Below are 25,595 nucleotides of genomic sequence, written 5' to 3'. Positions count from 1 at the left end.
ATTCATGACAACCGCAGAGCCTTTATTCTTGATGAAATTGGTTTCAAGTCCTATGAAAGCTTCTGCCTTACCTCCATCTCTTGTGTCCACCACATCTTCTCCTCTCCCAGCTCCGCTGCTGGGACGAGGTCTGATGCTGTTTTTGGTGGTGGTTCTGGTTGCCTGGGTGTTTCAGCTGGCTTCAGTTCCGGGCTTCGATCTGCTGGACAGTCAGAATGAGCATGGTTCGTTGCTGCGCTTATGGTTGGTGGCTGGTCTGCTGTCCGTGCCGCTGGCGGCTCGCATCTCTGATCAGACTGCTATTGCCGACTTTCTGCCGCCTTTGGTGGCATGGGCAGTGGCGGCGGCTCTGTTCGCCGCTGTTGGGCAGTCGGCGGCGGTATGGCTCCTGACCGCGCCTCAGCTGCTCTGGCTGGTGCTGACAGCGGCGGCTCAGGGGCTGGCCCAGAGACGAGCCACACCTCTGCGCCTGGGCGTCCTGGAACCCCTGAGCCCGGAGCTGCGGCCTTACCTGCGGCGGCGGCACCTGCAGACAGTGCAGCTGACGGCGCAGGACCCGGCGGCCCTGCAGAATGTGGACCTGCTGGTGGTGCAGCCTGAGCAGCCCAGCGCCCTGCAACAACGCATGCTGGAACACGCCCAGCTGATGAACATGCCGGTGGTCACCGGCCGCCTGCTGGATGAGGAGCTGACCGGCCGCGTGGCGCTGGACGACGTGAATGAGGCCTGGGTTTCGCCGGCTGCTTTCCGGACCGGGTATCTGCCCTGGAAAAGATTCTTCGACGTGTTTTTCACTCTGCTGGCCCTGCCGGTGCTGCTGCCGCTGATGGCCGTTGTGGCTGCCGTGGTGTATTTCAACAGCGGCCGGCCGATTCTGTTCTGGCAGGAGCGGGTGGGGCTGAACGGTCAGCCATTTCAGCTGGTCAAGTTCCGCACCATGTCCCGCGACTCCGAGCGGTCCGGCCCGGCCTTCGCCAAGCAGGGAGACCAGCGCATTACCCCGGTGGGTGCTTTTCTGCGTAAGTTCCGCCTGGATGAGCTGCCGCAGTTCTGGAACGTGCTGCGCGGCGAGATGAGCATCATCGGCCCCCGGCCCGAGCAGTGGGCGTTTACGGTGGAGTTCGAGGAAAGTATTCCGATGTACGCCTCGCGCCACTGGGTTCGCCCCGGCATCACCGGCTGGGCACAGGTCACCCAAGGCTACACCGACAGCGTGGGCCAGATTACCGAGAAACTGCGTTACGACTTTTACTACGTCAAGCACTGCTCACTGGCGCTGGACCTGAAGATTGTCTGGAAGACGGTGCTGACCATTCTGACCGGGTTTGGTGCTCGCTGAGACCTTGGGCCGGAGCTTTCCCTAGATTTCCTTTTTTTCTCAGCTCTGGTCCAAGGTCTCTACCGTGCCGCTCAGCCGCGCCCGCTCGGCCGCGAACGCCATCCGGTGTGAATCCAGCGACTCGCTCAGCGGCGTGGGCAGCTCACGTTCACCGCGCAGAAAGCCCAGCCAGTCCCGGACCAGGGACGCGTCTCCGCCGCCGTGATTGCCACTGACATCCACCGTCCAGCCCTGCACCCCACCGCTGCGGAAATCGTGCCATTCCAGCTCGCCCAGCTCTAGCTGCCCGCGCAGTTCGCCGTGTGATCCCAGCACTTTCAGAGTGCGGGTGTTGTTGTGGGTAAAGGCACTGACGGTCAGCTGCGCCGTGGACCCGCCGGCAAATTCCACCGTGACCGTCTGATGGTCACAGACATTGTTGAGGCCCAGATACACGCATTCGCCATAAGCGGTTTCTTGCAGTGCCTGCTGTAAGCTGCGGCCCCCTGCGGTCAGCACCGTCACCGGCCAAGCGTCCGGGTCACGGGTGCCGTAAATAATGATGCGGGCGTCGGAGGGGCAGCCGAGCACCGGGCAGTCCAGGCAGCGCTGCGCCGCGCCGGGAGGTGCCTGCTCGGGGCGGAAGTGATGCAGCCCCCCTGCCGAGCTGACCCGCCGGGCCGGAGCGGCGGCCCACCAGCGCAGTAGGTCCAAGTCATGGCTGCTCTTGGCCAGCAGAAACGGCGCCGCTGGCGGCGAACTGCGCCAGTTGCCCCGCACGTAGGAGTGCGCGTAGTGCCAGTGCGCCACGTTCTCGTTCAGGTTGATTCCGATGAGCTGTCCCAGCCGCCCAGAGCGAATCACCGCCGTCACCTCGCGGAAAAAAGGCGTGGCGCGCAGCACATGGCACACGCTGACCCGCCCGGCCGAAGCCGCCTCGGCCGCCAGCAACCGCTCCAGTTCCTCCTCCTGAAGTGCCAGCGGTTTTTCCAGCAGCACGTGGTAATCCAGCGCTCCGGCGGCACTGCGAGGCGGGCCGCCACCTCGGCCAGCCGGGCCGGCCGGGGCTCGACCAGATGGGTGACCTGCGCGCCCTGCTCCTGCAGGTGCCGGGCGTAGGCATCGGCGCCGCGGTTGCCGCAGCCCACGATGGCGACGGTGGGGGAGGGAAGCATTGCCATAGCTCCACTGTAAACGCCCGGCCTAGCGCAGGAGAGGAAGCGGCCGGCCTTCCCGGGGCCCTCAGCCTCTGGCTTCCTGCGGACCCACCACCCGCGCCACCGCGTAGGGAATGATGTGCGGCCGGCCGGTGTCGGGGTCCCGCAGCAGGTGGGCTTTCAGCCCGAATACATCACGTAGCAGCTCCGGAGTCATCAGCTCGGCCGGGTCCCCCTGCGCGTAGACCCGCCCACCCTGCACCGCCACCAGCTCGTCGGAATAGCGCACCGCCTGATTGAGGTCGTGCAGCACCATCACCACCGTCTTGCCCTGCTCGCGGTTGAGGCGCTGCGCCAGTTCCAGCACTTCCAGCTGATGGCTGATGTCCAGATAGGTGGTGGGCTCGTCCAGCAGCAGCACCGGAGTGCTCTGGGCCAGGCTCATGGCGATCCAGGCGCGCTGACGCTGCCCACCGCTCAGGGCCTCCAGCGGCCGGCTTACAAAGGCGGTCATGCCGGTCTGGCTCAGTGCCCAGGCGACCTGCGCCCGGTCGGCTTCGCTGCGGCCGCCCAGTAAACCCTGGTGCGGGTGGCGCCCGAGCCACACCAGCTGCTCGACGGTCAGGCCTTCCGGCGCCACCGGTCCCTGCGGCAAAATGGCCAGCCGCCGGGCCACCGCTTTTGGATTCAGCCGGTGCAGGTCCTGCCCGTCGAGCAGCACCGCGCCGCCGCTGGGCACCAGCAGCCGCGAAAGTGCCCGCAGCAGGGTGGATTTGCCGCAGCCGTTGGCGCCCACCAGCGAGGTGACGGCGCCGCCGCGCAGCGAGAAGTTCAGGTCGTTCAGAATCGCCTGGTTGCTGTAACCCAGCGTCAGGTGGCTGGCTTCCAGCGGGCGGGGGGGGATCGGTTCGGTCATGTCGTTTACCTTGACTTTCAATCTGCGACTTTCAGTCTGCGGGGACTTCTTTGCTGGGCAGCCCGGCTTTACTTCAGCATGGGCAGCGCCTGCCATTTGCTGTCCCGGCTCCCTTTGCGGAGTCTGCTGCTCGCCTGCTTCCCGGCTTATCTGGGCTGAACACCTTATCTGGGCAGGCTCCGGCGCAGCAGATACAGAAAATAGGGCGCCCCGATCAGGGTGGTGATCAGCCCGGCCGGAACTTCCAGCGGGGGCGCCAGCACTCGGCCCAGCGTATCGGCGGCCAGGACCAGCCCCGCCCCCAGCAGGGCGCTGAGCGGCAGCTGACGGCCGTGCAGGCTGCCGCCCAGCAGCCGGGCGAGGTGCGGGGCGACCAGCCCCACGAAGCCCAGGACTCCGCAGGCGGTGACGGCCGCCGCCGCCAGTCCTACCGCGACTGTCAGGGCGCCGTAGCGGCCCAGTGTGACCCGCAGCCCCAGCGCCAGGGCGGTGTCCTCGCCCAGGGCCAGCAGGTCCAGCCGACGGTTCAGCAGCCAGGTGGCGGGCAGCAGCGTCACCGCCCAGGGCAGCGCCCGGCCGACCCGTACCCAGTCGGCGCCATAAACAGTGCCGGCCAGAAAAGCCAACGCCCCGCCGATGTGGTCCGGCGCCCGCAGCAGCACCAGTTGCTGCAGTGCCCCACAGGCGGCGCCTACCGCCACCCCCAGCAGGGCCAGGCGCACCGGCGGCAGCCGCGAGCCGGCGCGGGCCAGAGCAATCACCACGGCAAATGCCGCCCAGGCCCCCAGGAAAGCGCCCCAGGGCAGCAGCCAGGCCGGGGCCGCCGGCAGCGCCAGTAGCAGCAGGGTGACGGCCAGGCCAGCCCCCGCGCCCACGCCCACCAGGTCGGGGCTGGCCAGGGGATTACGCACCACCGCCTGCAGGATGGTTCCGCTGACCGCGAACATGGCTCCCCCCAGCAACGCCGTGACCACCCGGGGCAGCCGCAGGTCAAAGACCAGCCGGCGGGTCACGTCGGCGGCCTCGCCCGGCTGACCGCTCAGCGCTGCCCAGAGGTCACCCGGCGGCGTGGGCACAGCGCCTACACCCAGCGCGAAAAACCCCAGCACCAGCAGGCCCAGCAGGAGTCCCAGCGGCAGCGCGGCCTGCGGCCAGCCGGCGGGGCGAGGAAGAGCCGGCATGGTCATGGCCGGGGCCGGAAGCCTTCCGCCGGGGCCTGGTTGTTCAGCAGGCCGCTGTCACGCATCTGTCCGAAAATCCGCTCCACCGACAGCGGCCCGCGCGAGCGCGCCCACAGGTCCCGGTCTACCTCGTAGACCCGCTGCGCTTTCACTGCGTCCAGGCCCTGCCACAGCGGGTTGCTGGCCCATTTCACGGTGATGGGCGTCTGGTCCTGAGCGTTCATCAGCACCAGCGAGGGCGGGTTGAGGGCCGCCAGCCCTTCGAGGCTGACCTCGTAAATCACATCGCCGTCCTTTGCCTGCGCCACGTAGGAGCGGCCCAGCTTCTGAAACAGGCTGCCGGCAAAGCTCTGACTGGAGTGGACCAAGAAGGCTTCCGGGGTTGCCACGGCGGCCAGCACCGCGGGAGCGTCCGGCGCTGCGGCGGCGCGGGTGTCCTCCAGCAAGCGGGCTTGGCGGTCCAGTTCGGCCTGGGCCTGAGTCTGACGGCCGGTCAGCTTGCCGACGCTGCGCAGCTGCTCCATCACGTCGTCATAACTGGCCGAGCGGTTATTGTAGTCCTGCACCTGCGCGATGTTCCGCAGGGCCGGCAGCACGCTGGCCTGGATCTTGCTGTCGGCCAGAATTAGGTCCGGTTTTAGGGCGCTGATGGCTTCCAGGCTGGGTTGGGCGCGGGTGCCCACATCGGCCACGCCGTCCAGATACTGCTGCAAGTAGGCTGGGGCTCCCCGCTCGGCGCCGGTGTTGCCCAGCGCGCCGCCCACTGGCTTCACACCCAGCGCGGCCAGCATGTCCAGATAGGAATATTCCAGCGCCACCACCCGTGAGGCCGTGTCCCCGGTCTGCATGCTGGAAGCGGCAGAAGCCGGGGCGGCCGCGCCGCTGGCCTGATCAGGAGCCGCAGAGGCAGAAGATGCTGTGGCCACATCTGTATTCGCACTGGATGCGGCGCCGGTCTGCGCGCGCTCCTGCGGTGAGCAGGCCAGCAGCGCGGTGCTGAGGCCCAGGGCCAGCCAGCGGCAGCGGGCCAGCCGGGAAGAGGCGAGGAAAGGGGCAGCGTAAGCAAGGTCAATCATAGGTTGGTTCTCCAGGGTCGAGTGTTCAGGCACGGATTCGCCGGGCCAGAAAGACGAAAAAGGGTGTGCCCAGCGCGGCGATCAGCAGCCCCACCGGGGTTTCGGCCGGGGCGTTGATCATTCGGGCGGCCACGTCGGCCCAGATCAGCAGGGCGGCGCCCAGCAGGGCACTCAGCGGCAGCGTGAGCCGGTGATCCTGTCCCAGCAGCCCACGGGCCAGGTGCGGCACGATCAACCCCACGTACCCCAGCGGCCCGGCCAACGCCACGGCCCCGGCGGCCAGCAATACGCCCAGCAGGCTGAGGCCCAGCAGGTCACGGCCTGCGCGGGCGCCCAGGCCACGGGCCACGTCCTGCCCCAGCGAGAGCAGGTTGACGCGTGGGCCTACCAGCAGGCTGAGCAGCAGCGGCAGTGCCAACCAGGGCCAGGTCCGGCCCAGGTCCTCCCAGCTGCGCCCGGCCACCGTGCCGTTCAGCAGCACCAGCGCGGCCTGCGCGCGGTCCTCCCACAGAATCTGGATGCCGCGGGTCGCTGCGCTGAACAGCGCCGCCACCGCCACCCCGCTCAGGGCCAGCCGCAGCGGGGTAAAGCCCCCCCGGGCAGCGAAGCCCAGGGTGAAGGCCGCCGCCAGCAGTCCGCCGGCAAAGGCCAGTGGCACGCTCAGCCCGCTCACGGCCGGGAAAAACACCACCCCCAGCATCAGGGCCAGCGCCGCGCCGGCTTCTACCCCCAGAATGCCGGGGTCGGCCAGGGGGTTGCGGGTCACGCCCTGCAGCAACAAGCCGCTGACACCCAGCGCCGCGCCGGCCAGGCCGGCCGCCAGGGTGCGCGGAAAGCGCAGGGTCCAGACGGTCAGGCTTTCTTTGGAACTGTCTGGAAAGCGCAGCACCTGCAGCACGTCCTCGGCAGGAATCTGCAGCGCGCCGCTGCTCAGCGAAACCAGAACGGCCAGCGCCAGCAGCGCCCCGGCGGCGGCGTACCACAGCAGTGTCCGGGCGACTGGGGGGCGGGCCTTCACAGATCGCCCCCCAGGGTGACGCGGTACTGTGGGGCCGGCGACAGATCGGGGGTATGGCTGCTTTCTGGCAGCTGCAGGGTGGCCGTCAGTTCGCCGCGCACCTGCACCCGGCCGGGCGCGCCGTACCCTTGCGGGGGCCAGTAGCGCAGCTCTACTTCAAAGCCCTGGGCATCCTCGTGCAGCACCTCGGCCTCGCGCCGGGCGTCCAGCCACCACCAGCCGGCCCGCTCGAACGCGGCGGCGCCGGCGTATTGCGCGGCCCGGTCAAAGCCGGCGCAGCCACGGTAACAGGCGGCCACTGCCCGCCAGTCGCCCCCGCGCCGCATCAGTTGCTGGGTCAGCTCGGGGGTCAGGTTGCCCCAGTAGCGCCCGGCCGGCAGTTCCAGCAGCGTGGGCGCAAAGCGGTGCCCCCCGAAGTGCGCGGTGCGCCATAGCCGGGCGTCCTCACCGCGCAGGGTCTGGAACAGCAGTGCGCCGTACCGCCCGCAGGCACTGTCTACCCGGCCGTGGGTGCACAGGTGCCAGTCCGGGCCATCCAGCGCAGCGACCGGCTCGGCTTCCGACTGCCCTGCCCCCGCTACGTACTGTTCGAACAACGCCCAGAGCTGGGTTTCGTCCGCGTAGAAATCCTGCCGCTGAAAGTGGCCCAGTGGCCCGGCCGGGCGGGTGTATACCCTGGCCCGCCGCCGCCCGGCATCAAAGTTGGACAGGTCGTGCGGCGCATACATGACCATGCCGTACCCGGTGACCGAGCGTTCCACCCAGTCACCCAGCACAGCCAGGGCCCTGCGCTGCGCCGGGCTCATACTGGCAGGGTCACGAAACAGGTCCCACTCGTGTACGGTGGCCTCGAAAGCGATGCAAGTGTCCCAGCGGTGCGCACTGCCCTGCAGCTGGGCACCGCTTTCACGCGAAAGATCGGCGCACAGCCGCATGTGACCCTTCCGTGCCGGCACCCCGCTCACCGCACGAAGTCCAAAATGGCTTTGGTGACCCGGTTGGAATTGCGTGCCTGGGTCAGTGGGCCGGCGTAGGGGCTGAATTCTTCGGGTTCATACAGCACGGTCTGGTCTTTCAGGCGCTGTCCGACGGCACTCTGCATGAAAGCTTTGGCGCCGTTGTACTCTCCGCCCGGCGGGAACAGCACCACCAGCGTCTGATCGTCCAGGCCCAGCAGCGCTTCCTCGCTGACCTCGGCGCCTATGTCCAGGGTCGTCTTGTCCAGCTGGATGCCATCCTTAAAGCCCAGGGCACGCAGGTCGTCAATCAGGCGGGTGCTGCCGTACACCCAGTTGCTTCCGCCGGCGAAGGGCGCCACCACCACCACCTTGGGAAAACGCTGGAACACCCCGGCTGCTTCCAGCGCAGCGTGGTTATAGCGGTTGACATTCGCCGGCAGTTGCGTCACGGCCGCTGCCCGTTCCTGCCGCCCGAAGATCTCGCCCAGGTCGGTGACGGCTTTCTTCCAGTAGTCGGCGCCCCCTTCCTTGTAGCCCAGCGTCGGTGCCACCGCATTCAGCTTCTCGTAGTTTTCATTGCCATCCCAGGTCGCCTGCACCACCAGATCGGGGCGCAGCGCCGTCACCGTTTCCAGGTTGGGGGCGGTCCAGCTGCCCACATAGGTTGGCGCGTTCAGCCGGCCATGTCCGAAAAATCCCCGCTTCAGCACCTCCGGCTTGACCCGGCTGCCGTCCAGCATCGCGGGCGTGATATACGAACTGCCCAGGCCCACCACCCGGTCTTCCAGATTCAGTGCATAAATCCAGCCGAGTGCCTCTTCGTCAATCACCAGCAGGCGCTCCGGGGTCTTTTCAATCCGGGCGGTGCCCTCATCATGCTGAACGGTCAGGGGAGCCGGCTGAGCCTGGCCCAGACCCAGCATCCCCGCGCTGCCCAGAACCAGGGCAAAATACCAGTTTGCTCGCTTCATCCGTCTCTCCTTGCCGGCGGGCCTTCGTGTCCCTGTGCCGTCTCAGTGACCATACTAACCTATTCCGAGCGAAACAGTCAAGTTTGAGTTAGATAGGAGGCTCGGCGGTTTGGAGAGAGCCGCGGCCAGGAACGAGCTGGCGTTCCTCTTTGGATAATCTCTACTTGCACTTGCAAGCACAGAAAAGCAGACCAGAGTTCTCCGCCCTGGTCTGCTTTTCTGTAGCTCAGGCTTATTCCACCAGCTTGGCAGGCGTAAATGGCAGCTCGCGCAGGCGCTTGCCCGTCGCGTTGTAGATCGCGTTGCCGATGGCGGCAGGTACACCCACAATCCCGATTTCACCGATTCCCTTGGCGCCGGTCGGGCCATACATAGGATCGGGGTACTCGATCCAGCGGGCCTCAACCTGGGGCACGTCGGCGTTGGCAGCGATGTGATAACCGGCAAAGTCGCTGTTCATTACGTGTCCAAAGCGGGAATCGAGGTAGCTTTCCTCATGCAGCGCGGCGCTTATGCCCATCGTCATCCCGCCAATAAACTGCGAGTTGGCGGTGCGCGGGTTGATGATGCGGCCCGGGTCATACACGCCCAGCATCCGGGTCACGTGGACCTCCCCAGTCACACTGCTCACCTTCACCTCGGCAAAGTGGGCGCCGTAAGCGTCCAGCGCGTAGTTGCTTGCCTCATCTGGGAAATAGGCTCCGGCTTCGGCTGCGTCTCCTTCCGAGGGCGACAGGCCATACCGGTCACGGAACTTGAAAGCCGCCATCATCACGGCGCTGCCCCAGTTGTAGGTGCCGGTAGACCCCCCGGCCAGGTAAGCCGAAGGCAGGTCGGTGTGACTCATAAGTTGCACCTTGCATAGCTGAGCGAATAGCCGTGCTGGCGCAGGAATTCTTGCTCTTTCCGAAGCTGGCCCAGCAGGTGGTTGAGCCTGACTTCGGGGAACAAGGCGTAGAGAGCCAGGCGTGCAGCTTCCTTCAAGGTCAGGGCCTCTGAGCGGTGCAGCGTCGTCAGGGTGAAGGCCAGGAAGACCATCAGAATCCAGCGGTCCAGACCCCTGGCAGTTCGCAGCGCGAACTGCGCCAACCCAAACTGATGCTTCCCTTCTTTGAAAAACGACTCCAGTGCCCAGCGCCGTTTTCCTTCGGCCAGGATGTCATCCCCCTCTAACAGCTCAGACGACACCGCGAAGAATTCACGGTCCCCACGGTCCATCCTCCCCAGAGACAGCGTTTCCAGAGGCCAGTTGGCGAGGTTGACGTACCCCCCATGCGGACAGTCCGCAACCGTCACCCGCCCAGGATGATCCGTGCGTCGGTTGCTCCGCACACCCACCACGAACTCAAAACCCAGGCGCTGCACGCCTTCCAGAAAAACAGCGGATTCGAATCCACTGTCTGCCAGTACGCAGACCTGAAAGCGCTTCCCGACGAAGTCTGGCACCTCTTCCAGCAAGTCGAGGGCCAGTGTGACCGGGGTGCTGGTGTGCTTGCCCTGGTAGATCCGGTAAGAAATGGGGAACTTCAGTTCCCCATTTTCGGCGAACAAGACCACCAGATGGATGCCGTGCCTGCCGTTGTAGACGCTGACGTAGGGCAGTTGAGTCCCCACCTTTTCCACCGTGGTCAGGTCCACACTGAGACGCAGACGAGGTCTGCGTTTGTGACGAGCCGCGTCCAGCAACATGCGCCATTGGGTGTCCTGCATCTCTTCCCAGCAACGGTCTGAATCCCAGTCGTAGATGTTGAAGAAACGGCTGAGTGCACTGGGGCTGACTCCCTCTGCCTGGCTGAACTTGGTCTTCTGACCTGGACTGTGGAAGAGGTGCAGCGAAGCCTCCAGGCTTCGCCGTTGGTACAGCGTCTCTGGAATGTCCAGAATCCGCTGTGAGAGAATATGGGTGCGCTCCCCTGAAACCTGTTTGTACACACTTCCAGAATTTCAGCTCTGGGAGCGCTTTTTGTCTCCCTATACAGGTGCAAGTTCTGAGTCAGGCCCTTTCAGTGGCCTCAGAGGCCTGGCAAAGGCCAGGCTCCTTTGGCAGCCGCACCATGCTTCATAGCGGATGCCCTGAAAAGGTCGAGGCTGGAAAACGTAAAAAGGGAGCCTGGCTATCTCTCAGGCCCCGCCAGCGGGTGCTGAGGTTGGCTTTGAACCAGATGACTGGGTCATCCAGCAGATAGTCGGCCAGCAGGGAGCCGCCCCGGGCCAGCTGTTGCAGGACTTCCCGGTAGATCTCAGCCAGCGGGGCCTCCAGGGCCGGGGCGAGCCGTAGGGCGGCCTTGCTGACCTCGAAGAGATTGTTGACGATCAGAGTGTAACTGAGGCGCTGCCAGGCGACTTCCTCGCTGTAGGAAGCGTAGTCCAGGGTGGCTGCAGGAATGGCGCGGCCTGCCGGCACCGGTTGGACCCGGCCACGAATGAAGCGCACGCTGTCCATATCGCGGACCAGGCAGCGGCACTCCAGCTGCGGCGTGATGGCCACCACCGTATTTTGCAGGTGAGGTTCGAGCAACACGCCGAATTCCTCAAAGCAGCGCAGGCTGAGGTTCAGCAGGCTGCTCAGGTATGAACGGTAAAGCCGCTGCAGGCCTTCTTCCAGCGGGACACCGGCCGCCTGAATGATGCGCCGCAGCCAACTGGGCCGGCCGGCCACCTCCTCTTCAAACAGGGTGCAGGCGGGCACCAGCCAGCCGCCTGCCGGTAGGTGCCTGCCAGTGCCTTCACGCTGCAAGACGCCTAGGCTTTCTTGCAGTTCGCTGGGAGTGCCGTCCTCGCCCGGAGCTGCGGCACCCCGGTAGGCCGGCTCCAGCAGCATCTGTGCTCGCAGCTCTGCTGGAAAGGCAGCGTCCAGATATTCCGAGAGGGCCACCGACGCCTGCATCTCGGCGGTGATATTGCGCCGGACCCAGTTGGTGATCCGCAGGTTCAGCCCGAATTTGAGGGCTGTGTCGCTGCGTGGCTCGTAGAGGGTACGCAGGCTGGTGCCCGGGAAAAAAGTCCGGCCACGGGCGCCCAGCAATTCCATTTCTCCCCGGCGCAGTGCGGCCTGAAAGTCGTCGCGCTGGCGCAGCAGCTGCAGCTGCACCGGATGCACCGGCAGCAGTGCCGTGCCGGCCGGGGGCGCGTACTCGGCCACCTCGGTCAGGCGGTCTGCCAGCTCGGTGCGGCTCCCTGGGGCGCCGCCTTCCAGCAGCCGGCTGTGCGGCACCAGCAGGTATTCCAGAGGAAAAGCGGCTTGCAACTCCGGCGAGTAAGGCCGCCAGCCGGCCAGCCCCAGCTCACCGCGCGATTTGGGCGAGGGATGAAACCGGTGCCCCAGCAGCAGGTCCTGCTCGGACCGGATGAAACTATTCATGCCCCGTGGCAGCGGCTCCGGCTGCGCAGCGGCAAGATGTGGCGCCAGGAACTGGGCAGTAAAAGCGGTACTCAGCGCGTGGTCGGCGCGAACGTTGGGACTGTCATGGCCGGTGCGGGCAGTGATTTCGTCCAGCAGCAGTGCTTGCAGGGCTGCCGGCTCCGGTTGCCGCCCATCCGGCCAGCAGGGCCACTGCGGCTGCGGCTCTGGCCAGCGGCTGAGCAGCGGCACCCACAGCTCAGCTCCCAGCAATTGTGGCTGTTGCAGGGTCAGGCGCAGGGCTGGTTCCGCCTTCCGCTCATCTTCCCCTTCTGTTCTCCCCTCCCAGGTCAGCACCTCGCGCTCGGCGGGGGTGCCGAGTTCACGCAGCAGGCAGTGCAGCAGGTTCATGGCCCCGGCCTGCTGCGCGGCTGTCAGCGCCGGGGAAGTGTCTTCTGACTTCATGCTGCCTATTCTACCGGCTGTGGTCAGGAAAAGCTCAGGCAGAGGTCCGGCCGTCCGGTGGGCGCCTGGGCGGGGCAGGAAGGCCCCTACAGTCCCCTTTGCCTATAGTGAGGCCATGCAGATAACCGCAGGCCCTCTCAGGGCGCTCTGGTGGCCCGGATGAGGGCCCTGATTGCGCCGGACTCCTTCAAGGGCTGCCTGGACGCCGCCGGGGTGGCCACCGCCATTGCGGCCGGGGTCCGGGCGGCGGCGCCGGCGGCCGAGATCTGCTGCCTGCCGCTGGCCGACGGGGGCGAAGGCACCCTGGAGGTCCTGACCGGCGTGGGCGGCTTTCAGCGGCGAGAGCGGGAGGTGAGCGGACCGCTGGGCCGGCCGCTGCGGGCCAGTTATGCCGTTTCCGGCGCGACTGCCGTAGTCGAGCTGGCGGCTGCCTCGGGCCTGACCCTGCTGAGTGAGCAGGTGCTGGACCCCCGCCGCAGCAGCACCTTCGGGACCGGCGAACTGTTGCTGGCAGCGGCGCGGGAACTGCCGCCCGGCGGCCGGGTGCTGCTGTGCATCGGCGGCAGCGCCACCAACGATGCCGGCACAGGACTGCTGCGGGCGCTGGGCGTCCGTTTTCTAGACATTGAAGGTGACCCGCTGCCGGAAGGAGGCGCGGCACTGGCCCGGCTGGCCCACATCGACCTGTCAGGCGTGGCGCCGGAAGTGCGGCAGCTGAGCATCGAGGTTGCCTGTGATGTGACCTGCCCATTGGTGGGCCCCCAGGGCGCCTCGGCTGTGTTCGGGCCGCAAAAAGGTGCTTCGCCGCCGGTGGTCGCGGAACTGGACTGCGCGCTGACCCACTTTGCCGATGTGGTCCAGCGGCAGTTCGGGGTGGCGCTGCATGACCTGCCCGGCGCGGGGGCGGCTGGGGGAACCGCCGGAGGCCTGCATGCGCTGCTGGGCACTCGGCTACGGCCGGGGGCGGAACTGGTGGCACAGGCCAGTGGCCTGACCCGGCGCCTGGAGACCGAAGTCTGGGACCTAGTCTGGACCGGTGAGGGCAGCCTTGACCGCCAGAGTGCCCATGGCAAGGTGGTGTCATGTGTCGCGGCGTTGGCGGCCCGGCATGGTTTCCCGGTGATCGCGCTGGCCGGGCAGGTCAGTCCCGGCATTCTGGAAGCGGTGCCGGGACTGACTGCCGCTTTTGCCCTGGCCGACCGGCCGCTGTCGCTGGCTGAAAGCCGTGTGCGGGCCGCCGAACTGCTGACCCGGCAGGCGGAGCATCTGACCCGGCTTTATGGCTGTGCGCGGCCGGGCGGGCCGGAGCGCTGAGGTGGGGGAGGCCCTCTCAGCCGGGCAGCGGGGCAGGGCCAGGACCCAGCGGTGCTTGAGCAGGCGCTGACGCCTGCTGCAGCGCCTGATAGGCCGGTTCCAGCAGCCCGGCAATCAGGGCCAGTTGCTGCCACAGCACCTGACTGGGGTCAGCCGGGTCCGCTGGGCGCAGGCGGTCCAAGTCTGCTTGAACCCTAGCCAGCGCTGCGTCAAAAGCCGGGCGGTCCAGTTCACCCAGGCGGCGCAGCAAGTCGCTCAGCTGCCCGGCCGGCCGCAGCAGGTCCGCCAGCCGCGCCGGATCAGGCCCCGGTCCCAGCCGGCTGCGGTAAGCCCCCAGCGCCGAGATGTAACCCAGCAGGGTGGAGTCGAGCTGCAGCAGGTCAAACCCGCTTTGCAGGCGGCCAGCGTAGCGGCGCGGTTCACTGCTCATGTCCGACAGTGCCGAGCTGAGCTGCGCGGCGTCCTCGTGCGCCCGGCGGCGGGCCACCCGGTACTCCAGCGGCTCGCCCTGCGGCCCGGCGCTGCGCAGCTGCTCTGTGATCTGGTCCAGGTAATCTGCGGCGCTGCGAAAGGCCCGCGCGGCGGTGCGGTCCAGCGCCAGATGCCGCCAGTCGGGCCACAGCAGCGTGACTGCCAGCCAGGCGATGACCGAGCCGGCCACTGTGTCGGTCACCCGCAGCGGCATGACGGCGTAGAGGTCTAATCCGGCCAGCGAGAGGCTGGTCAGCGCCTGAATGGTCACGAAGAAGGTGGAAAGGCCGTAGCGAGTGCTGCGGAGAATAAAAAAGAGGGCAGTGCAGACCACGATGATCAGCAGCTGGCTTTCCAGCGAGGACGCAAAAAAGGGCACCAGCGACCCCACCACCACCCCCAGCACGGTGCCGGCCACCCGCTGCCCCACCCGGTTCTTGGTGGCCGAGTAGTTGGGCTGGCAGACGAACAGTGCCGTCAGCAGAATCCAGTAGCCCAGTTTCAGGTGAAAGATTGCCGCAATCAGGGACGACACCGCCACCACCAGCGACAGCCGCACCGCGTGCCGGAACACCGGCGAGTGCAGACCCAGGTTGCGGCGCAGTGTCAGCAGCGCGACCGGCAGGTCTTCGGCCTCGGCAGCGGCAATCCGGACATCGCCGGAAGCCGCGTGGGCGCCGGCGGGCGGGTCCACGCTGAGCTGTTCCAGCTGAACATTTACCCCCTCCAGGTTGCCCAGCAGGCGCTGCAGCGCCGGGAGGCTGGGGCCCACCGGGTGTGCGGCGCTGTAGCGCTGAAACGAGTCGGCCGCGCCCTGCATGGCCCGCTTCAGCTGGGGACCGGCGCGGTAAGGCGTATTGTGGCGCAGGCTAACGGCCACCTCGCGGCAGGCCTGCCCCTGCAGTTCCAGCAGGCGGCCCAGCCGGAAAATCAGGTCGGTGTGCTGCAGGTGTGCCGTCAGTTCGCGGTAGTCGAAGTGCGCCGAACTGAGCCGTTCGTGCATGTCCTGCGCCGCCAGGTAGTAGCGCAGCATCCGGGCCGTGCGGGCGTGCAGGCGCTGGCCGCGTACCCGGTAGAACAGGGCGCGGCGGCACCCATTGAAACTGGCTGTCACTGCCGAGTTCTGCCGGGCCAGGGCCAGCTGCCGCTGCGGCAGGTCATCGGCCGCGTCCGGGTCAAATAGGGCCGCCTTGGCGCTGAAAGCCCCGGCCAGGGCCGCGTAGGCGGCGGCCAGGCGCAGCTGCACCGGCCGGTGCGGAAACAGCAGCTGATGCACCACCGTGACACTGCTGTAGAGCAGCGTGCCGGTCAGAATCAGCAGCGGGTGCAGATACCAGGGGGCCTCGGGTGTGTAGGTGAGCGAGGTATAGGTCGCCACCGCCAGCGTGCCGAAAGCGATGGTCTGGTAGCGGGTGCCGGCCCCCCCGATTAGGGTAGAGACGAAGGTCAGGGCAGTCATCACGGCCGCAAACAGCAGCCCGTTGCCCAGCGTGAGCTGCGCGGCCAGCGAGGCCACCATGAACGCCAGCAGCGCGAAAGCCACGTTGGTCAGCCGCCCGGTCAGGCGGTGGTCCAGGTCCACCAGCCCGCCGGCAATCACGCCCAGCATCAGCGGCATTGCCAGCTCGGGGATGTGCAGCGCCCAGACCGCCGCCGTTGCCAGACTGATGCTGACAAACATCGGCAGCGTATCCAGCAACTTGGGGTCGGGCAAGGGAAAGGGCTTTTTCACGTTGGTCACAGTCGGATATCCGGAAGGCACGGGGAGTTGACGGCCCGTGCCTCGCTTTTCGCCTTTCCAGTATGCGCCCGGCAGCCCAGGTAGGATGCGCGGGCGGCGGGCAGCGTGAAGCGGAACACCGCGCCTCCTTCCGGCGGCGTCTCCACCCAGATGCGCCCGCCGTGCAATTCGGTGATGCGCCGGGCCATCGAGAGGCCGATGCCGTTGCCGGCGTAGCGGTCACGGCCGTGCAGGCGCTGGAACACCGTAAAAATCTGCTCGAAATGCTCCGGGGCAATCCCGATGCCGCGGTCCTGCACTGCCACTTCCACCCAGTCACCCTGCCGCTCTGCCGAAATCATGATTTCCGGCGCCTGGCCATCTGCGGCAAACTTCAGGGCGTTGTCGAGCAGGTGCGTCAGCAGTTCGCGGATCTGAGTGGGGTCGCCCTCCACGTTGGGCAGCGGCGTGATTACCCGGACGCTGGCGCCGGTGCGGGTCACCTCGTCTTGCAGGTCGGACAGCGCGTATTCCACCTTGCGGCTGAGGTCCACGCTGCGCGGTTCCTGCTGGCGGCGGCCCAGCTCCATAAAGGCGCGCAGGTCCTGCAGCAGGCTCTGCATCCGGCGCAGGTTCTCACGGATATAGCTGCCGAAGCGGGCCTGGGCGTCGCTGGGAGATTCCAGGCTGTCCAGCAGCCGCTCGGACTGAATCGCCACGGTGCGCAGCGGCTCTTGCAGGTCGTGACTGGCGATAAAGGCAAAGCGCTCCAGCTCGGCGTTGCTGCGTTCCAGCTCCTGGGTGTGCTGCTGCAGCTCCTGGGTCTGTTCGGCGCGTTCCAGCGCCAGCTGCAGGCTGAACAGCACGGTTTCCAGCAGGGTGCGGTCGGCGGCAGTCCAGGGCTTTTCCCGGAAATGGCCCACGATCAGCACCCCGCGAACTCCGGCGCCGGTATGCACCGGAAAGGAACCGGCGCTGCGCAGCAACCGGGTCTGGCGCAGGTCCACCGTGGCGTTGGTGGCCGGGTCGTAGACGTCTTGATAAAAAGGCTGCCCGGTGCGGTACGGCTGATCGGTGATGATGGTGCGCCCGGCCGGCAGGCCGCGCTGCAACGACGCCAGCAGGGCCGCGTCGGGGAATTCACCGCGGTATGAGCGCAGCTGCCAGATGTCGCCACTCAGCTCGTAATAGGTGCTGACACTGCCGGGCATCAGGGTAACCAGCAGGTCCTGGGCGCGGCCGATCAGGAGCAGCGGGTCGTGTTCCAGTGTCAGGTCGCGCGACAGCTCGGCGTTGCTGTTCTCCAGCGCCTGGGACCGCTCGATCAGCAGTCGGGTTTCTTCCAGCCGCTCCAGCGCCAGACCCAGTTGCGCGACCAGACTTTCCAGAATCACCTTCTGGCTGGGTGTCCAGGGCTGGGACACATTCAGCCCGAAAGCAAAGATGCCGCGCGGCCGCCCATGGGTGCAGACCGGAATGGTGGCGGTGGACTGCAGCTGCTGGGTCAGGTCCTCCAGGCCGTCGGCGGCGCGGTCGTAGGCATCCTGAAAATAAGGCTGGCCGCTGCGCCAGGGCGTAATCAGGTTGTGGGTTTCTTCGAACGGCACGCCGGCTTCCAGGGTCCGTTGCAGCTCGGCGTTGCCCACGCTGCCCAGCTGGGAGCGCAGCCGCCACAGCCCGCCTTCAGGCTCGTAGTACACTGCAAAGCCCTGCGGCAGCAATTCCTGCGCCAGCATCTGGGCGCGGTGAATCAGGTCATAGGCGTCGGTGTGCAGCTCCAGGCCACGGGTCAGTTGCGCCATGCCTTCGAGCACCCGGGTGCGGGCTTCAAGTTCGCCGTTTTGAGTCTGAAGTTGCGCCGCCAGCTGCGCCAGCGACAGCCCCTGCTGCTGCAGTAGGGCATTCATCTCGGCCGTCATGCTGGCCTGCGCCGCTTCCAGCGCCCGCTGTTCGCGCAGGTCGTGCAGGTAGCCCACTACCAGAATATCGTCGTCGTTGCCGTGCTCGCCCTGCCGGAACAGATTGACCCGCAGCGGAATGCGCTCGCCCTGCCGGTTGAGCATCTCCTTTTCGTACCAGCCGGATTCCCCGGCGCTGTAGGCGCGCTGAAACGCTTCGTCGTCGGTGCCCCGGTACTCGGGCGGGGTCAGGTTGGCCCAGTTGATTAGGCCGGAATCGAATTCGGTGCGGCTGTAGCGCAGCAGGTTCAGATAGGCGTCGTTGACCAGAGTGAGCCGGCCATCCAGCCGGCCGGCCGCGATGGCGACCGGGCTGGCCATCAGCAGCTGCCGCTCCCGCTTCTGCTGGCGCTGTAGCTGCTTGAGCGCCGCTTGCTGCTGCAGCCGGTCCAGCGCCAGCGCACTCAGGCTGAGAAAAGTTTCCAGACCTGGTGTCAGGCCCGGAAGCGCGGCTGCACTGCCGGCCGGCCGGTCCAGCACCAGCACGGCACCGGGGGCAGACTGCGGCTGCGGGCGCAGCGGCAGGGTCAGCGGGCCGCTCTCCCCGGCCAGCGGAGCCGCCTGCGTCAGATTGTTCGCGGCCAGAGAGTCTGCAGCCAGAGAGTTTGTGGCCAGAGAGTTTGTGGCCAGAGAGTTTGTGGCCAGAGTGGCGGCTTTTTCCAGGAACGCCGGGGCCGGCTGCCCCCAGAGAACCGCAGCGGCAGCCGAGGTCAGCAGTTGGCCGCCGGACACTGGAAAAGCGGCGCCGGCCGGAGCAGCCAGGGCCTCGCCCACGGTGCCAAGCACGAATTCCAGCACCTCCGCGACTTGCTGAAAATCGGCCAGCCGGGCGCAACTGGCCACGAATATGTCTTCGGAGGGAGAAACCGCTGCGGGCATACCCCTTAATCTAACGTTTATTGCGCAGTCCTGTGTAACCTTTTCCTGAGCTCCTGCGCGGTGCGCGCCCGCAGGCTGCGCGGGGCTGTGGCAGCATAGGGCGGTGGACGGCCTGTTTTCCTTTTTCCAGCAGCTTTCTCCCCCTCAGCAGGCCCTGGGTGCCACCATTTTTACCTGGTCTCTTACGGCGCTGGGGGCTTCGCTGGTGCTGTTTACGCGCTCGGTCAGTCCGCGGCTGCTGAGTGCCGCCCAGGGCCTGGCCGCCGGGGTGATGCTGGCCGCCAGCTTCTGGTCGCTGCTCAACCCGGCGATAGAGATGGCCGGGAATCAGGGCATGGTGCCCTGGGTTCCGGCGGCCGTGGGGCTGCTGCTGGGCGCCGGCTTTGTGGGCGGGCTGGACAAACTGCTGCCGCACCTGCACCCCGGTTTCGCCCGCGAGCAGGCCGAGGGCGTGCCGGTGCGCTGGTCACAGGGCGCCCTGCTGCTGGCCGCCATGACCATCCACAACCTGCCTGAAGGCATGGCGGTGGACGTCAGCTTCGGCGGGCCGGCCAGGGCGCAGAGGGAGCCACGCTGGGCAGCGCGCTGGCCCTGGCGCTGGGGATCGGTATTCAGAACATTCCAGAAGGGCTGGCGGTGGCCCTGCCGCTGTACGCGGCCGGCCTCTCGCGCCGGCGGGCGTTCATGTTCGGGCAGGCGTCGGCGCTGGTGGAGCCGGTCGGGGGCTACCTGGGTGCGCTGTTCGTGGTGAATGCTCTCCCCTTTTTGCCCTACGCCCTGAGCTTCGCGGCCGGCGCGATGATTTTCGTGGTGATCGAGGAACTGATTCCCGAATCCCAGCGCACCGGCTTGACCGACTTGGCAACCCTCTCGGCGCTGGGCGGGTTCGTCGCCATGATGGTGCTGGATGTGGCGCTGGGTTGATAGGGCGCTGGGTTGAAGAATGCTGCGCTGGGCAGATTGGTCCAGGCGATGCTGGGCGTAAACTGGGCGCCGTGAGTGCGCCGCAGCGCAAGATCATTCATGTGGATATGGACGCTTTTTACGCCTCGGTCGAGCAGCGGGATCACCCCGAGCTGCGCGGCCAGCCGCTGGCGGTGGCCTGGGGTGGGCGGCGTAGCGTGGTGCTGACCGCCAGCTACGAGGCGCGGCCTTTTGGCGTGCACAGCGCCATGCCGCTTTACCGCGCCCTAGAACGCTGCCCGGGGCTGCTGGTGGTGCCGCCGCGCTTTGCGGCTTACCGTGAGGTGAGCGGGCAGCTGCATGAGGTGTTTCACGAGTACACGGCTGCCGTCGAGCCGCTGTCGCTGGACGAGGCTTATCTGGATGTCACCGAGCCGCGGCGCGGCCCGCCCAGCGCCACCCTGATCGCCCGCGCCATCCGCTCGGAGATTCGCCGGCGCACCGGCCTGAGCGCCACCGCCGGGGTCAGCGTGAACAAGTTCCTGGCCAAGTTAGCCAGCGGCCTGAACAAGCCCGACGGCCTGACCGTGCTGCTGCCGGCCGAGGCAGACGCCCTGCTGTTGGAACTGCCGGTTGAGGCTTTTCACGGCATCGGCCCGGCCACGGCCCGCCGGCTGCGGGCGTTGGGCATCGGGACCGGCGCGGAGCTGCGGGCGGGCTCGCCGGAGCTGCTGACCCGGCACTTCGGCAAGGCGGGGGGCATTTCTGGCGCATCGCCCATGGGCAGGACGACCGCCCGGTGGAGGCCAACAGGCCGCACAAGAGCATCGGCAGCGAGGAAACCTATGCCGACGATCTTTACGGTCTGCCGGCAGTGCGGGCCCGGTTGCCGGCGCTGGCCGCGCAGGTGGCGGCGCGGCTGGAGCGGGCCGGGCTGGTCGGGCGCACGGTGACGCTGAAACTGAAATTCTCCGACCGCCGCACCCTGACCCGGCAGCAGACCCTGCCCCGCCCGCTGCGGCAGGCCGCCGAGCTGGAACAGGCGGTCGCGCATCTGCTCAGCGCCGAATTGCTGGCGCCTGAATTCCGGGCCGGGCGCGGGGTACGGCTGACCGGCGTCACCGTGAGCAGCCTGTCGCCGGCGGATGAGCTGCCCGCGCAGCCCTGGCTGTTCGGCCCGGAATAAAGTCCGCGCAGCTGGCCGGGGGAAGCTAGATCATGCCGCTGCGCAGCGCCTTGACGGCAGCCTGGGTGCGGTCGGCGGCCTGCAATTTGTCCAGAATCTCCTGCACATGCAGCTTGACCATGCTGGTGCTGATGCCCAGGTCGGCGGCGATTTCGCGGTTGGCCTGGCCCTCGGCGATGCCGCGCAGCACCTGCCGCTCGCGGGCGGTCAGCAGGTCGGCCTGATACGGCGCGCGGATCTCGCCCAGCACGTGGTGGGCCACCTGCGGGTCAAGGTAGGCGCTGCCGGAAGCGGCCGCCCGCACCGCCAGCAGCAGCAGTTCCGGTGAGGCACTCTTGAGGCAGTAGGCCTGCGCCCCGGAAGCCAGCGCCGCCAGCACCTCCTGGCGCATGTCGTGGGCGGTCAGCATCACCGTGTGCAGCTGCGGCCAGCGCGCCCGGATGCGGCTGACTGCCTCGATGCCGTCCATCCCCGGCAGCCCGATGTCCATGATCACCAGGTCCACCGCTGTGTGCTCCAGCAGCTCCAGCGCTTCTTCGCCGCTGCGGGCTTCGGCCACCACGTCCAGGTCCGGCTCCAGATTAAGGATGGCCCGCAGGCCGTCACGGGTAAAAGGATGATCCTCGACGATCAGGATGCGGGTGCTCTGTTCGCTCATGCCTCTGACATTTTGCCTGCTCTGCGCCCTGCTGGCAGTGGGACAGACGTCAGCGGCAGGCTCAGGGTGAAGACGCTGTAAGGGCCGCCGCCTGCTCCCCCCCCCCTCGCCGGACGCGCGGCGATAAGAGACCTGCCCACCGTGCGCCAGAGCAATCTGCCGGGTGAGGTACAGGCCCAGGCCCTTGCCACTGCCGGCGCCGCTGCCCCGGAAACGCCGGAACAGCTGGGCTTCCTGGCTGAGCGGCACCCCGGCCCCGTTGTCGGCCACCCGCAGCACCGCTTCACCGTATTCCTCGCTCAGCTGCACCCGCACCCGGCCGCCGGGCGGCACGAACTTGATGGCGTTGCCGGCCAGGTTCTGCACAGCGCGGCGCAGTTCGTGCGGCCAGCCGGGCACGGTCAGCGGAGTCAGGCTGGTCTCCAATTCAATGCCTTTTTCCTGGATTTGCGGCTCCAGTTCGGCCAGCACACCCTCCACCAGCGGGCGCAGCGGCACCGGCTCGGGCGGGTCGTCCATGATCTGTCCGCTCTCGAAGCGGGCCACTTCCAGCAGCTGCTCGGCCAGCGAGAGCAGCGCCGCGTTGGATTCCAGGCCGTGGCGCAGCGTGGCGCGGTACTCCTCCGGCAGCGGGCCGTAGGCACCGCCTAGCGCCGCCCGCATGTTCATGGCGTTGGCCATCAGGGGCGTGCGCAAGTCGTGCGAAAAAGCGTAGATCAGGTCGCGCATCACCTCGCCGCGACGTTCCAGCTGGGCGCGGTTCTCGCGCAGGTCGTCCAGCAGCACGGTGCGTTCCAGCAGGGGCTGCAGCGCCCCTACCGCCTCGGCCAGCAGGGCCGGTTCTAGCTTGGGGCCGCTCAGAATAATCAGCAGGTCGCCCTCGCTGGGACGCCGCAGCCGCGCCAGCCAGGTGTGGCCGCCGTCCACTGCCCAGAGGTTGCCGGCGTGCGCCGGGTGCGCCAGATATTCCAGCGGAATGCGGCTGCCCAGCCGTGACGGTTCCAGCAGGTCGTCGCTGACGGCGGCCAGGGCGTGTGGTCCCCGCAGCATGGCCTTTTCCACCGCGCCGATTTCCACCCGCAGCGCGCCGCTGGCTTCCAGCAGGGCCGGGGCGGCCCGCTCCACGAATTCGCTTTGCCCCAGCGGGCCGCCCATGCTCTGGGCCAGGGCCCGCAGGGTGCGCTCGCGGGTCAGCTGGCGCTGGTCTTCTTCCAGCCGCACGCCCCGCTCGGACGCTTCACGGGCGCGCAGGGTCAGCGCCCCCACCAGAAAGACCGTCACCAGGCTGGTCAGGCGGTTGAGCAGGGCGGTGGTGTCCAGGCCGTCGCGCTGGGCATTCCAGAGCCCGGCGGCCAGGTTCAGCGTCAGTGCCAGCGCAGTCAGCTGCCAGGTTACCTCGCGCCGTCCGCCCAGCATGCTGAAGGCCACTGCCGCGCTCAGCACCGTGCCCACCGCCAGCGAGGCCGGCGTCATCAGGTCGGCCACGAAGGCCAGCGCCATCAGGGTCACGCACACCGCCCAGACGACCTGGGGCGCAAGCGGCAGAGCCGGCGGGGCGAACAGTTCGCGCAGGAATTCGCGGGTGGTCATCCGGGCCATGCCTTTTACCATAGAGCCGGCTGCCGGGACCTCCACTGGCCAACTGGCCAGTCGGGGCCGCCAGCCGGCCAGTGTGCCGCCCTGGGAAGCCGGCGCACAGTACGGGGCATGCAGAGTTTCTCTTTCCGGTGGGTGCCATGACAGCGGCCCCTCAGCCTCAACAGAGCATCTTTTCTCCCGAGCTGGTGCGCGGCGCCGTCAAGGCCAGCTTTGCCAAGCTCTCGCCGCGCGACCAGGCCCGCAACCCGGTGATGTTCGTGGTGTACGTGGGCACCGCGCTCACCGCTTATCTGACCGTCGCCAACCTGCTGACCGGCAAGCCCTGGGGCTATGAGCTGGCCGTGACGCTGCTGCTGCTGACCGTCCTGTTCGCCAACTTCGCTGAAGGATTAGCCGAGGCGCGCGGCAAGGCGCAGGCGGCGTCGCTGCGTTCGGCGCGTGAAGACGTCAAAGCCCGGCGGCTGATGAACGGCCGCGAGGAAGTCGTGGCCGGCACACAGCTTCAGCGCGGCGACCTGGTCGTCGTGGAAGCGGGCGAGATGATTCCCGCCGACGGCGAAATCGTGGAGGGCCTCGCCAGCGTGGACGAGAGCGCCATCACCGGCGAATCGGCCCCCGTCATCCGCGAAGCCGGCACCGACCACAGCGGCGTGACCGGCGGGACCAAGGTGCTCTCCGACCGCATCGTGGTGCAAATCACCTCCGGCGCGGGCGAGAGCTTCCTCGACCGCATGATCGCGCTGGTGGAGGGCGCCAGCCGCCAGAAGACGCCCAACGAAATTGCGCTGTCTATTTTGCTCTCGGGCCTCACCCTGATTTTCCTGCTGGCGGTGGTCACGCTCTATCCCTTCACGGTGTACGCGGGCGCGCCGGCCTCGGCGGTCACCCTCATTGCGCTGCTGGTCTGCCTGATTCCCACCACCATCGGCGGGCTGCTGCCGGCCATCGGCATCGCCGGGATGGACCGGGCGCTGCAGGCCAACGTGATTGCCAAAAGCGGCAAGGCGGTGGAGGTGGCGGGCGACGTGGACGTGCTGCTGCTCGACAAAACCGGCACCATCACCATCGGTAACCGCATGGCGACCAAATTTCACCCGCTGCCCGGCGTGACCGAGGCGGAACTGGCGCAAGCCGCACTGCTGAGTAGCCTCGCCGACCCCACGCCCGAGGGCAAAAGCATCGTCGCGCTGGCCCGGCAACTCGGCGTGGACGCGCCCGAACCCGCCAGCGCCGAGTTCATCGAATTCACCGCCCAGACCCGCATGAGCGGCGTGGATTTTCCCGGCACCTCCATCCGCAAGGGCGCGGGCAGCCGCATCTCAGCGCTGGCGGGGGAGCGCGGGGGCCGCATTCCGCCCGAACTCGCCGCCATCACCGACGAGGTGTCGCGTCAGGGCGCCACGCCGCTCACCGTCATCGAAAACGACCGGCTGCTGGGCGTGGTGGCGCTCTCCGACATCATCAAACCCGGCATCCGCGAGCGCTTCGAGCAGCTGCGGCGCATGGGCCTGCGCACTGTCATGATTACCGGCGACAACCCGCTGACCGCCGAGGCGATTGCCAAAGAAGCTGGCGTGGACGGCTTTCTGGCCGAGGCCACGCCCGAAGACAAGATGGAGATGATTCGGCAGGAGCAGGCGAGCGGCAAGCTGGTCGCCATGATGGGCGACGGCACCAACGACGCTCCGGCGCTCGCGCAGGCCGACGTGGGCCTCGCCATGAACTCCGGCACCCAGGCCGCCAAGGAAGCCGGCAACATGGTGGACCTCGACTCGGACCCCACCAAGCTGCTGGAAGTGGTGGAAATCGGCAAAGGTCTGCTGATCACGCGCGGGGCGCTGACCACCTTTTCCATCGCCAACGACGTCGCCAAGTACTTCGCCATTCTGCCGGCGCTGTTCGTGACCGCCTACCCGCAACTCGGCGTGCTGAACGTGATGGGCCTGCACTCGCCGGGCAGCGCCGTGCTGAGCGCCGTGATTTTCAACGCGCTGGTCATTCCCGCGCTGATTCCGCTGGCGCTGAGGGGCGTGCCTTATAAGCCGATGAGCGCCGGAGCGCTGCTCAACCGCAACCTGCTGGCCTACGGCCTGGGCGGCGTGCTGATTCCCTTCGTGTTCATCAAGCTGATTGACCTGCTGATTACGCCGTTGATGCGCTGAGGCCCCCGCGCCTCCCCGCTCCTGTGCCTTGCCAAAGGAAAAAACCTATGGACATTCTCCTTCCCTTGCTGCTCGTCGTCTTTTTCGCCCTGTGCGCCGCCTACCTGAAAGGCATGGACAAATTATGACCGGGCCTGCTCTCCACTCCACATCAGCCGGAAAAGCGCCGTCTGCTGCTCCGTTCCAAGCAACCCCGGCCGGCTCCTTCTCGCGTCCGCTCGGTTGGCAAGCGTTCGGGGAACCCTTTCCAATGGAGGTTTTATGATTCTCGCCCTCGCCCTGATTTCGCTGGCCCTGTTCGTCTACCTGCTGTACTCGCTGCTGCATCCGGAGGACTTTTAAAC

Annotated in this window: 20 protein-coding genes and 1 pseudogene; 8 read left to right on the top strand and 13 right to left on the bottom strand. The window is 67.3% G+C overall.

Annotated elements, in window-relative coordinates; all coding sequences use genetic code 11:
• The first annotated feature begins 145 nt into the window (after positions 1-145).
• On the top strand, positions 146-1,339 hold the full coding sequence (locus tag OCI36_RS11135; RefSeq protein WP_261665147.1) for a sugar transferase: 1,194 nt from the start codon (positions 146-148) through the stop codon (positions 1,337-1,339).
• Positions 1,340-1,378: 39 nt separating this feature from the next.
• Here OCI36_RS11135 and OCI36_RS11130 read toward each other — a convergent pair.
• From OCI36_RS11130 to OCI36_RS11085, 10 genes and pseudogenes are all read right to left on the bottom strand, one after another.
• Positions 1,379-2,493, bottom strand: a pseudogene (locus OCI36_RS11130) (Gfo/Idh/MocA family oxidoreductase).
• A 67-nt stretch (positions 2,494-2,560) separates the two neighbouring features.
• Positions 2,561-3,391, bottom strand: coding sequence for an ABC transporter ATP-binding protein (locus tag OCI36_RS11125; protein ID WP_261665146.1), 831 nt, complete (start codon positions 3,389-3,391; stop codon positions 2,561-2,563).
• A gap of 164 nt (positions 3,392-3,555) precedes the next feature.
• A complete protein-coding gene (locus OCI36_RS11120; RefSeq protein ID WP_261665145.1) occupies positions 3,556-4,578 on the bottom strand; it encodes a FecCD family ABC transporter permease in 1,023 nt (340 codons plus the stop codon).
• On the bottom strand, positions 4,575-5,648 hold the full coding sequence (locus OCI36_RS11115) for an ABC transporter substrate-binding protein (RefSeq protein WP_261665144.1): 1,074 nt from the start codon (positions 5,646-5,648) through the stop codon (positions 4,575-4,577). The genes OCI36_RS11120 and OCI36_RS11115 overlap by 4 nt, the downstream gene beginning before the upstream one ends.
• A gap of 25 nt (positions 5,649-5,673) precedes the next feature.
• Positions 5,674-6,666 (bottom strand): FecCD family ABC transporter permease, encoded by a 993-nt coding sequence (locus OCI36_RS11110; RefSeq protein WP_261665143.1) that lies wholly within the window; start codon positions 6,664-6,666, stop codon positions 5,674-5,676.
• On the bottom strand, positions 6,663-7,601 hold the full coding sequence (locus OCI36_RS11105) for a sucrase ferredoxin (protein ID WP_261665142.1): 939 nt from the start codon (positions 7,599-7,601) through the stop codon (positions 6,663-6,665). Before OCI36_RS11105 ends, OCI36_RS11110 begins: the two co-directional genes overlap by 4 nt.
• 26 nt (positions 7,602-7,627) lie before the next feature.
• The gene (locus OCI36_RS11100; RefSeq protein ID WP_261665141.1) at positions 7,628-8,596 is read right to left on the bottom strand and encodes an ABC transporter substrate-binding protein; all 969 of its coding nucleotides are present in this window, start codon (positions 8,594-8,596) and stop codon (positions 7,628-7,630) included.
• Positions 8,597-8,828: 232 nt separating this feature from the next.
• A complete protein-coding gene (locus OCI36_RS11095) occupies positions 8,829-9,443 on the bottom strand; it encodes a xanthine dehydrogenase family protein molybdopterin-binding subunit (RefSeq protein ID WP_261665140.1) in 615 nt (204 codons plus the stop codon).
• Positions 9,440-10,528 (bottom strand): transposase, encoded by a 1,089-nt coding sequence (locus OCI36_RS11090; protein ID WP_261665139.1) that lies wholly within the window; start codon positions 10,526-10,528, stop codon positions 9,440-9,442. The genes OCI36_RS11095 and OCI36_RS11090 overlap by 4 nt, the downstream gene beginning before the upstream one ends.
• 127 nt (positions 10,529-10,655) lie before the next feature.
• The gene (locus OCI36_RS11085; RefSeq protein ID WP_261665138.1) at positions 10,656-12,401 is read right to left on the bottom strand and encodes an IucA/IucC family protein; all 1,746 of its coding nucleotides are present in this window, start codon (positions 12,399-12,401) and stop codon (positions 10,656-10,658) included.
• Positions 12,402-12,560: 159 nt separating this feature from the next.
• On the opposite strand from OCI36_RS11085, the gene OCI36_RS11080 reads away from it, so the two are divergent.
• Positions 12,561-13,715: a glycerate kinase gene (locus tag OCI36_RS11080; RefSeq protein ID WP_261665137.1), complete on the top strand. Its 1,155-nt coding sequence runs from the start codon at positions 12,561-12,563 to the stop codon at positions 13,713-13,715.
• 16 nt (positions 13,716-13,731) lie between these two features.
• On the opposite strand, the gene yccS is transcribed toward OCI36_RS11080, so the two are convergent.
• Both yccS and OCI36_RS11070 read right to left on the bottom strand, forming a co-directional pair.
• Positions 13,732-15,927, bottom strand: coding sequence for a YccS family putative transporter (yccS, locus tag OCI36_RS11075; RefSeq protein ID WP_261665136.1), 2,196 nt, complete (start codon positions 15,925-15,927; stop codon positions 13,732-13,734).
• Entirely contained in the window at positions 15,924-18,743 is a 2,820-nt protein-coding gene (locus OCI36_RS11070) for an ATP-binding protein (RefSeq protein WP_261665135.1), read from the bottom strand. Before OCI36_RS11070 ends, yccS begins: the two co-directional genes overlap by 4 nt.
• Before the next feature lie 103 nt (positions 18,744-18,846).
• Here OCI36_RS11070 and OCI36_RS11065 point away from each other — a divergent pair, with 103 nt between their 5' ends.
• The 4 genes from OCI36_RS11065 to OCI36_RS11050 all read left to right on the top strand — a co-directional run bounded on the left by OCI36_RS11065 (position 18,847) and on the right by OCI36_RS11050 (position 20,832).
• On the top strand, positions 18,847-19,494 hold the full coding sequence (locus OCI36_RS11065) for a ZIP family metal transporter (RefSeq protein ID WP_261665134.1): 648 nt from the start codon (positions 18,847-18,849) through the stop codon (positions 19,492-19,494).
• Positions 19,380-19,667: a ZIP family metal transporter gene (locus OCI36_RS11060; RefSeq protein WP_261665133.1), complete on the top strand. Its 288-nt coding sequence runs from the start codon at positions 19,380-19,382 to the stop codon at positions 19,665-19,667. The genes OCI36_RS11065 and OCI36_RS11060 overlap by 115 nt, the downstream gene beginning before the upstream one ends.
• Positions 19,668-19,738: 71 nt before the next feature.
• Positions 19,739-20,599 carry a DNA polymerase IV gene (dinB, locus tag OCI36_RS11055; protein WP_261665132.1) on the top strand — a complete coding sequence of 287 codons (861 nt, stop codon included), beginning with the start codon at positions 19,739-19,741 and terminating at the stop codon, positions 20,597-20,599.
• A complete protein-coding gene (locus tag OCI36_RS11050) occupies positions 20,521-20,832 on the top strand; it encodes a hypothetical protein (protein ID WP_261665131.1) in 312 nt (103 codons plus the stop codon). The genes dinB and OCI36_RS11050 overlap by 79 nt, the downstream gene beginning before the upstream one ends.
• 25 nt (positions 20,833-20,857) lie before the next feature.
• Here OCI36_RS11050 and OCI36_RS13380 read toward each other — a convergent pair whose 3' ends face one another.
• Entirely contained in the window at positions 20,858-23,089 is a 2,232-nt protein-coding gene (locus OCI36_RS13380) for a response regulator (RefSeq protein WP_315941283.1), read from the bottom strand.
• Positions 23,090-23,226: 137 nt separating this feature from the next.
• Between OCI36_RS13380 and kdpB the strand changes: the two genes are divergently transcribed.
• Positions 23,227-25,251 carry a potassium-transporting ATPase subunit KdpB gene (gene kdpB / locus OCI36_RS11035; RefSeq protein ID WP_261665130.1) on the top strand — a complete coding sequence of 675 codons (2,025 nt, stop codon included), beginning with the start codon at positions 23,227-23,229 and terminating at the stop codon, positions 25,249-25,251.
• A gap of 261 nt (positions 25,252-25,512) precedes the next feature.
• Positions 25,513-25,593, top strand: a complete 81-nt coding sequence (kdpF, locus tag OCI36_RS11030) for a K(+)-transporting ATPase subunit F (RefSeq protein ID WP_261665231.1) — start codon at positions 25,513-25,515, stop codon at positions 25,591-25,593.
• Positions 25,594-25,595 lie beyond the last annotated feature (2 nt).

It is taken from the genome of Deinococcus sp. Marseille-Q6407, assembly GCF_946848805.1.
Taxonomy (GTDB): Bacteria; Deinococcota; Deinococci; order Deinococcales; family Deinococcaceae; genus Deinococcus.
The sequence above is the reverse complement of the archived record's forward strand: the minus strand, read 5'-3'. Positions and strand labels throughout refer to the sequence as shown.

What these genes read in the sequence shown, in the direction of transcription:
- OCI36_RS11070 (WP_261665135.1), bottom strand. Translation starts at nt 18,743, where the DNA reads ATGCCCGCAGCGGTTTCTCCCTCCGAAGACATATTCGTGGCCAGTTGC.
- kdpB (WP_261665130.1), top strand. Translation starts at nt 23,227, where the DNA reads ATGACAGCGGCCCCTCAGCCTCAACAGAGCATCTTTTCTCCCGAGCTG.
- OCI36_RS11085 (WP_261665138.1), bottom strand. Translation starts at nt 12,401, where the DNA reads ATGAAGTCAGAAGACACTTCCCCGGCGCTGACAGCCGCGCAGCAGGCC.
- OCI36_RS11080 (WP_261665137.1), top strand. Translation starts at nt 12,561, where the DNA reads ATGAGGGCCCTGATTGCGCCGGACTCCTTCAAGGGCTGCCTGGACGCC.
- OCI36_RS13380 (WP_315941283.1), bottom strand. Translation starts at nt 23,089, where the DNA reads ATGGCCCGGATGACCACCCGCGAATTCCTGCGCGAACTGTTCGCCCCG.
- OCI36_RS11095 (WP_261665140.1), bottom strand. Translation starts at nt 9,443, where the DNA reads ATGAGTCACACCGACCTGCCTTCGGCTTACCTGGCCGGGGGGTCTACC.
- OCI36_RS11105 (WP_261665142.1), bottom strand. Translation starts at nt 7,601, where the DNA reads ATGCGGCTGTGCGCCGATCTTTCGCGTGAAAGCGGTGCCCAGCTGCAG.
- kdpF (WP_261665231.1), top strand. Translation starts at nt 25,513, where the DNA reads ATGATTCTCGCCCTCGCCCTGATTTCGCTGGCCCTGTTCGTCTACCTG.
- OCI36_RS11115 (WP_261665144.1), bottom strand. Translation starts at nt 5,648, where the DNA reads ATGATTGACCTTGCTTACGCTGCCCCTTTCCTCGCCTCTTCCCGGCTG.
- OCI36_RS11100 (WP_261665141.1), bottom strand. Translation starts at nt 8,596, where the DNA reads ATGAAGCGAGCAAACTGGTATTTTGCCCTGGTTCTGGGCAGCGCGGGG.
- OCI36_RS11125 (WP_261665146.1), bottom strand. Translation starts at nt 3,391, where the DNA reads ATGACCGAACCGATCCCCCCCCGCCCGCTGGAAGCCAGCCACCTGACG.
- OCI36_RS11120 (WP_261665145.1), bottom strand. Translation starts at nt 4,578, where the DNA reads ATGACCATGCCGGCTCTTCCTCGCCCCGCCGGCTGGCCGCAGGCCGCG.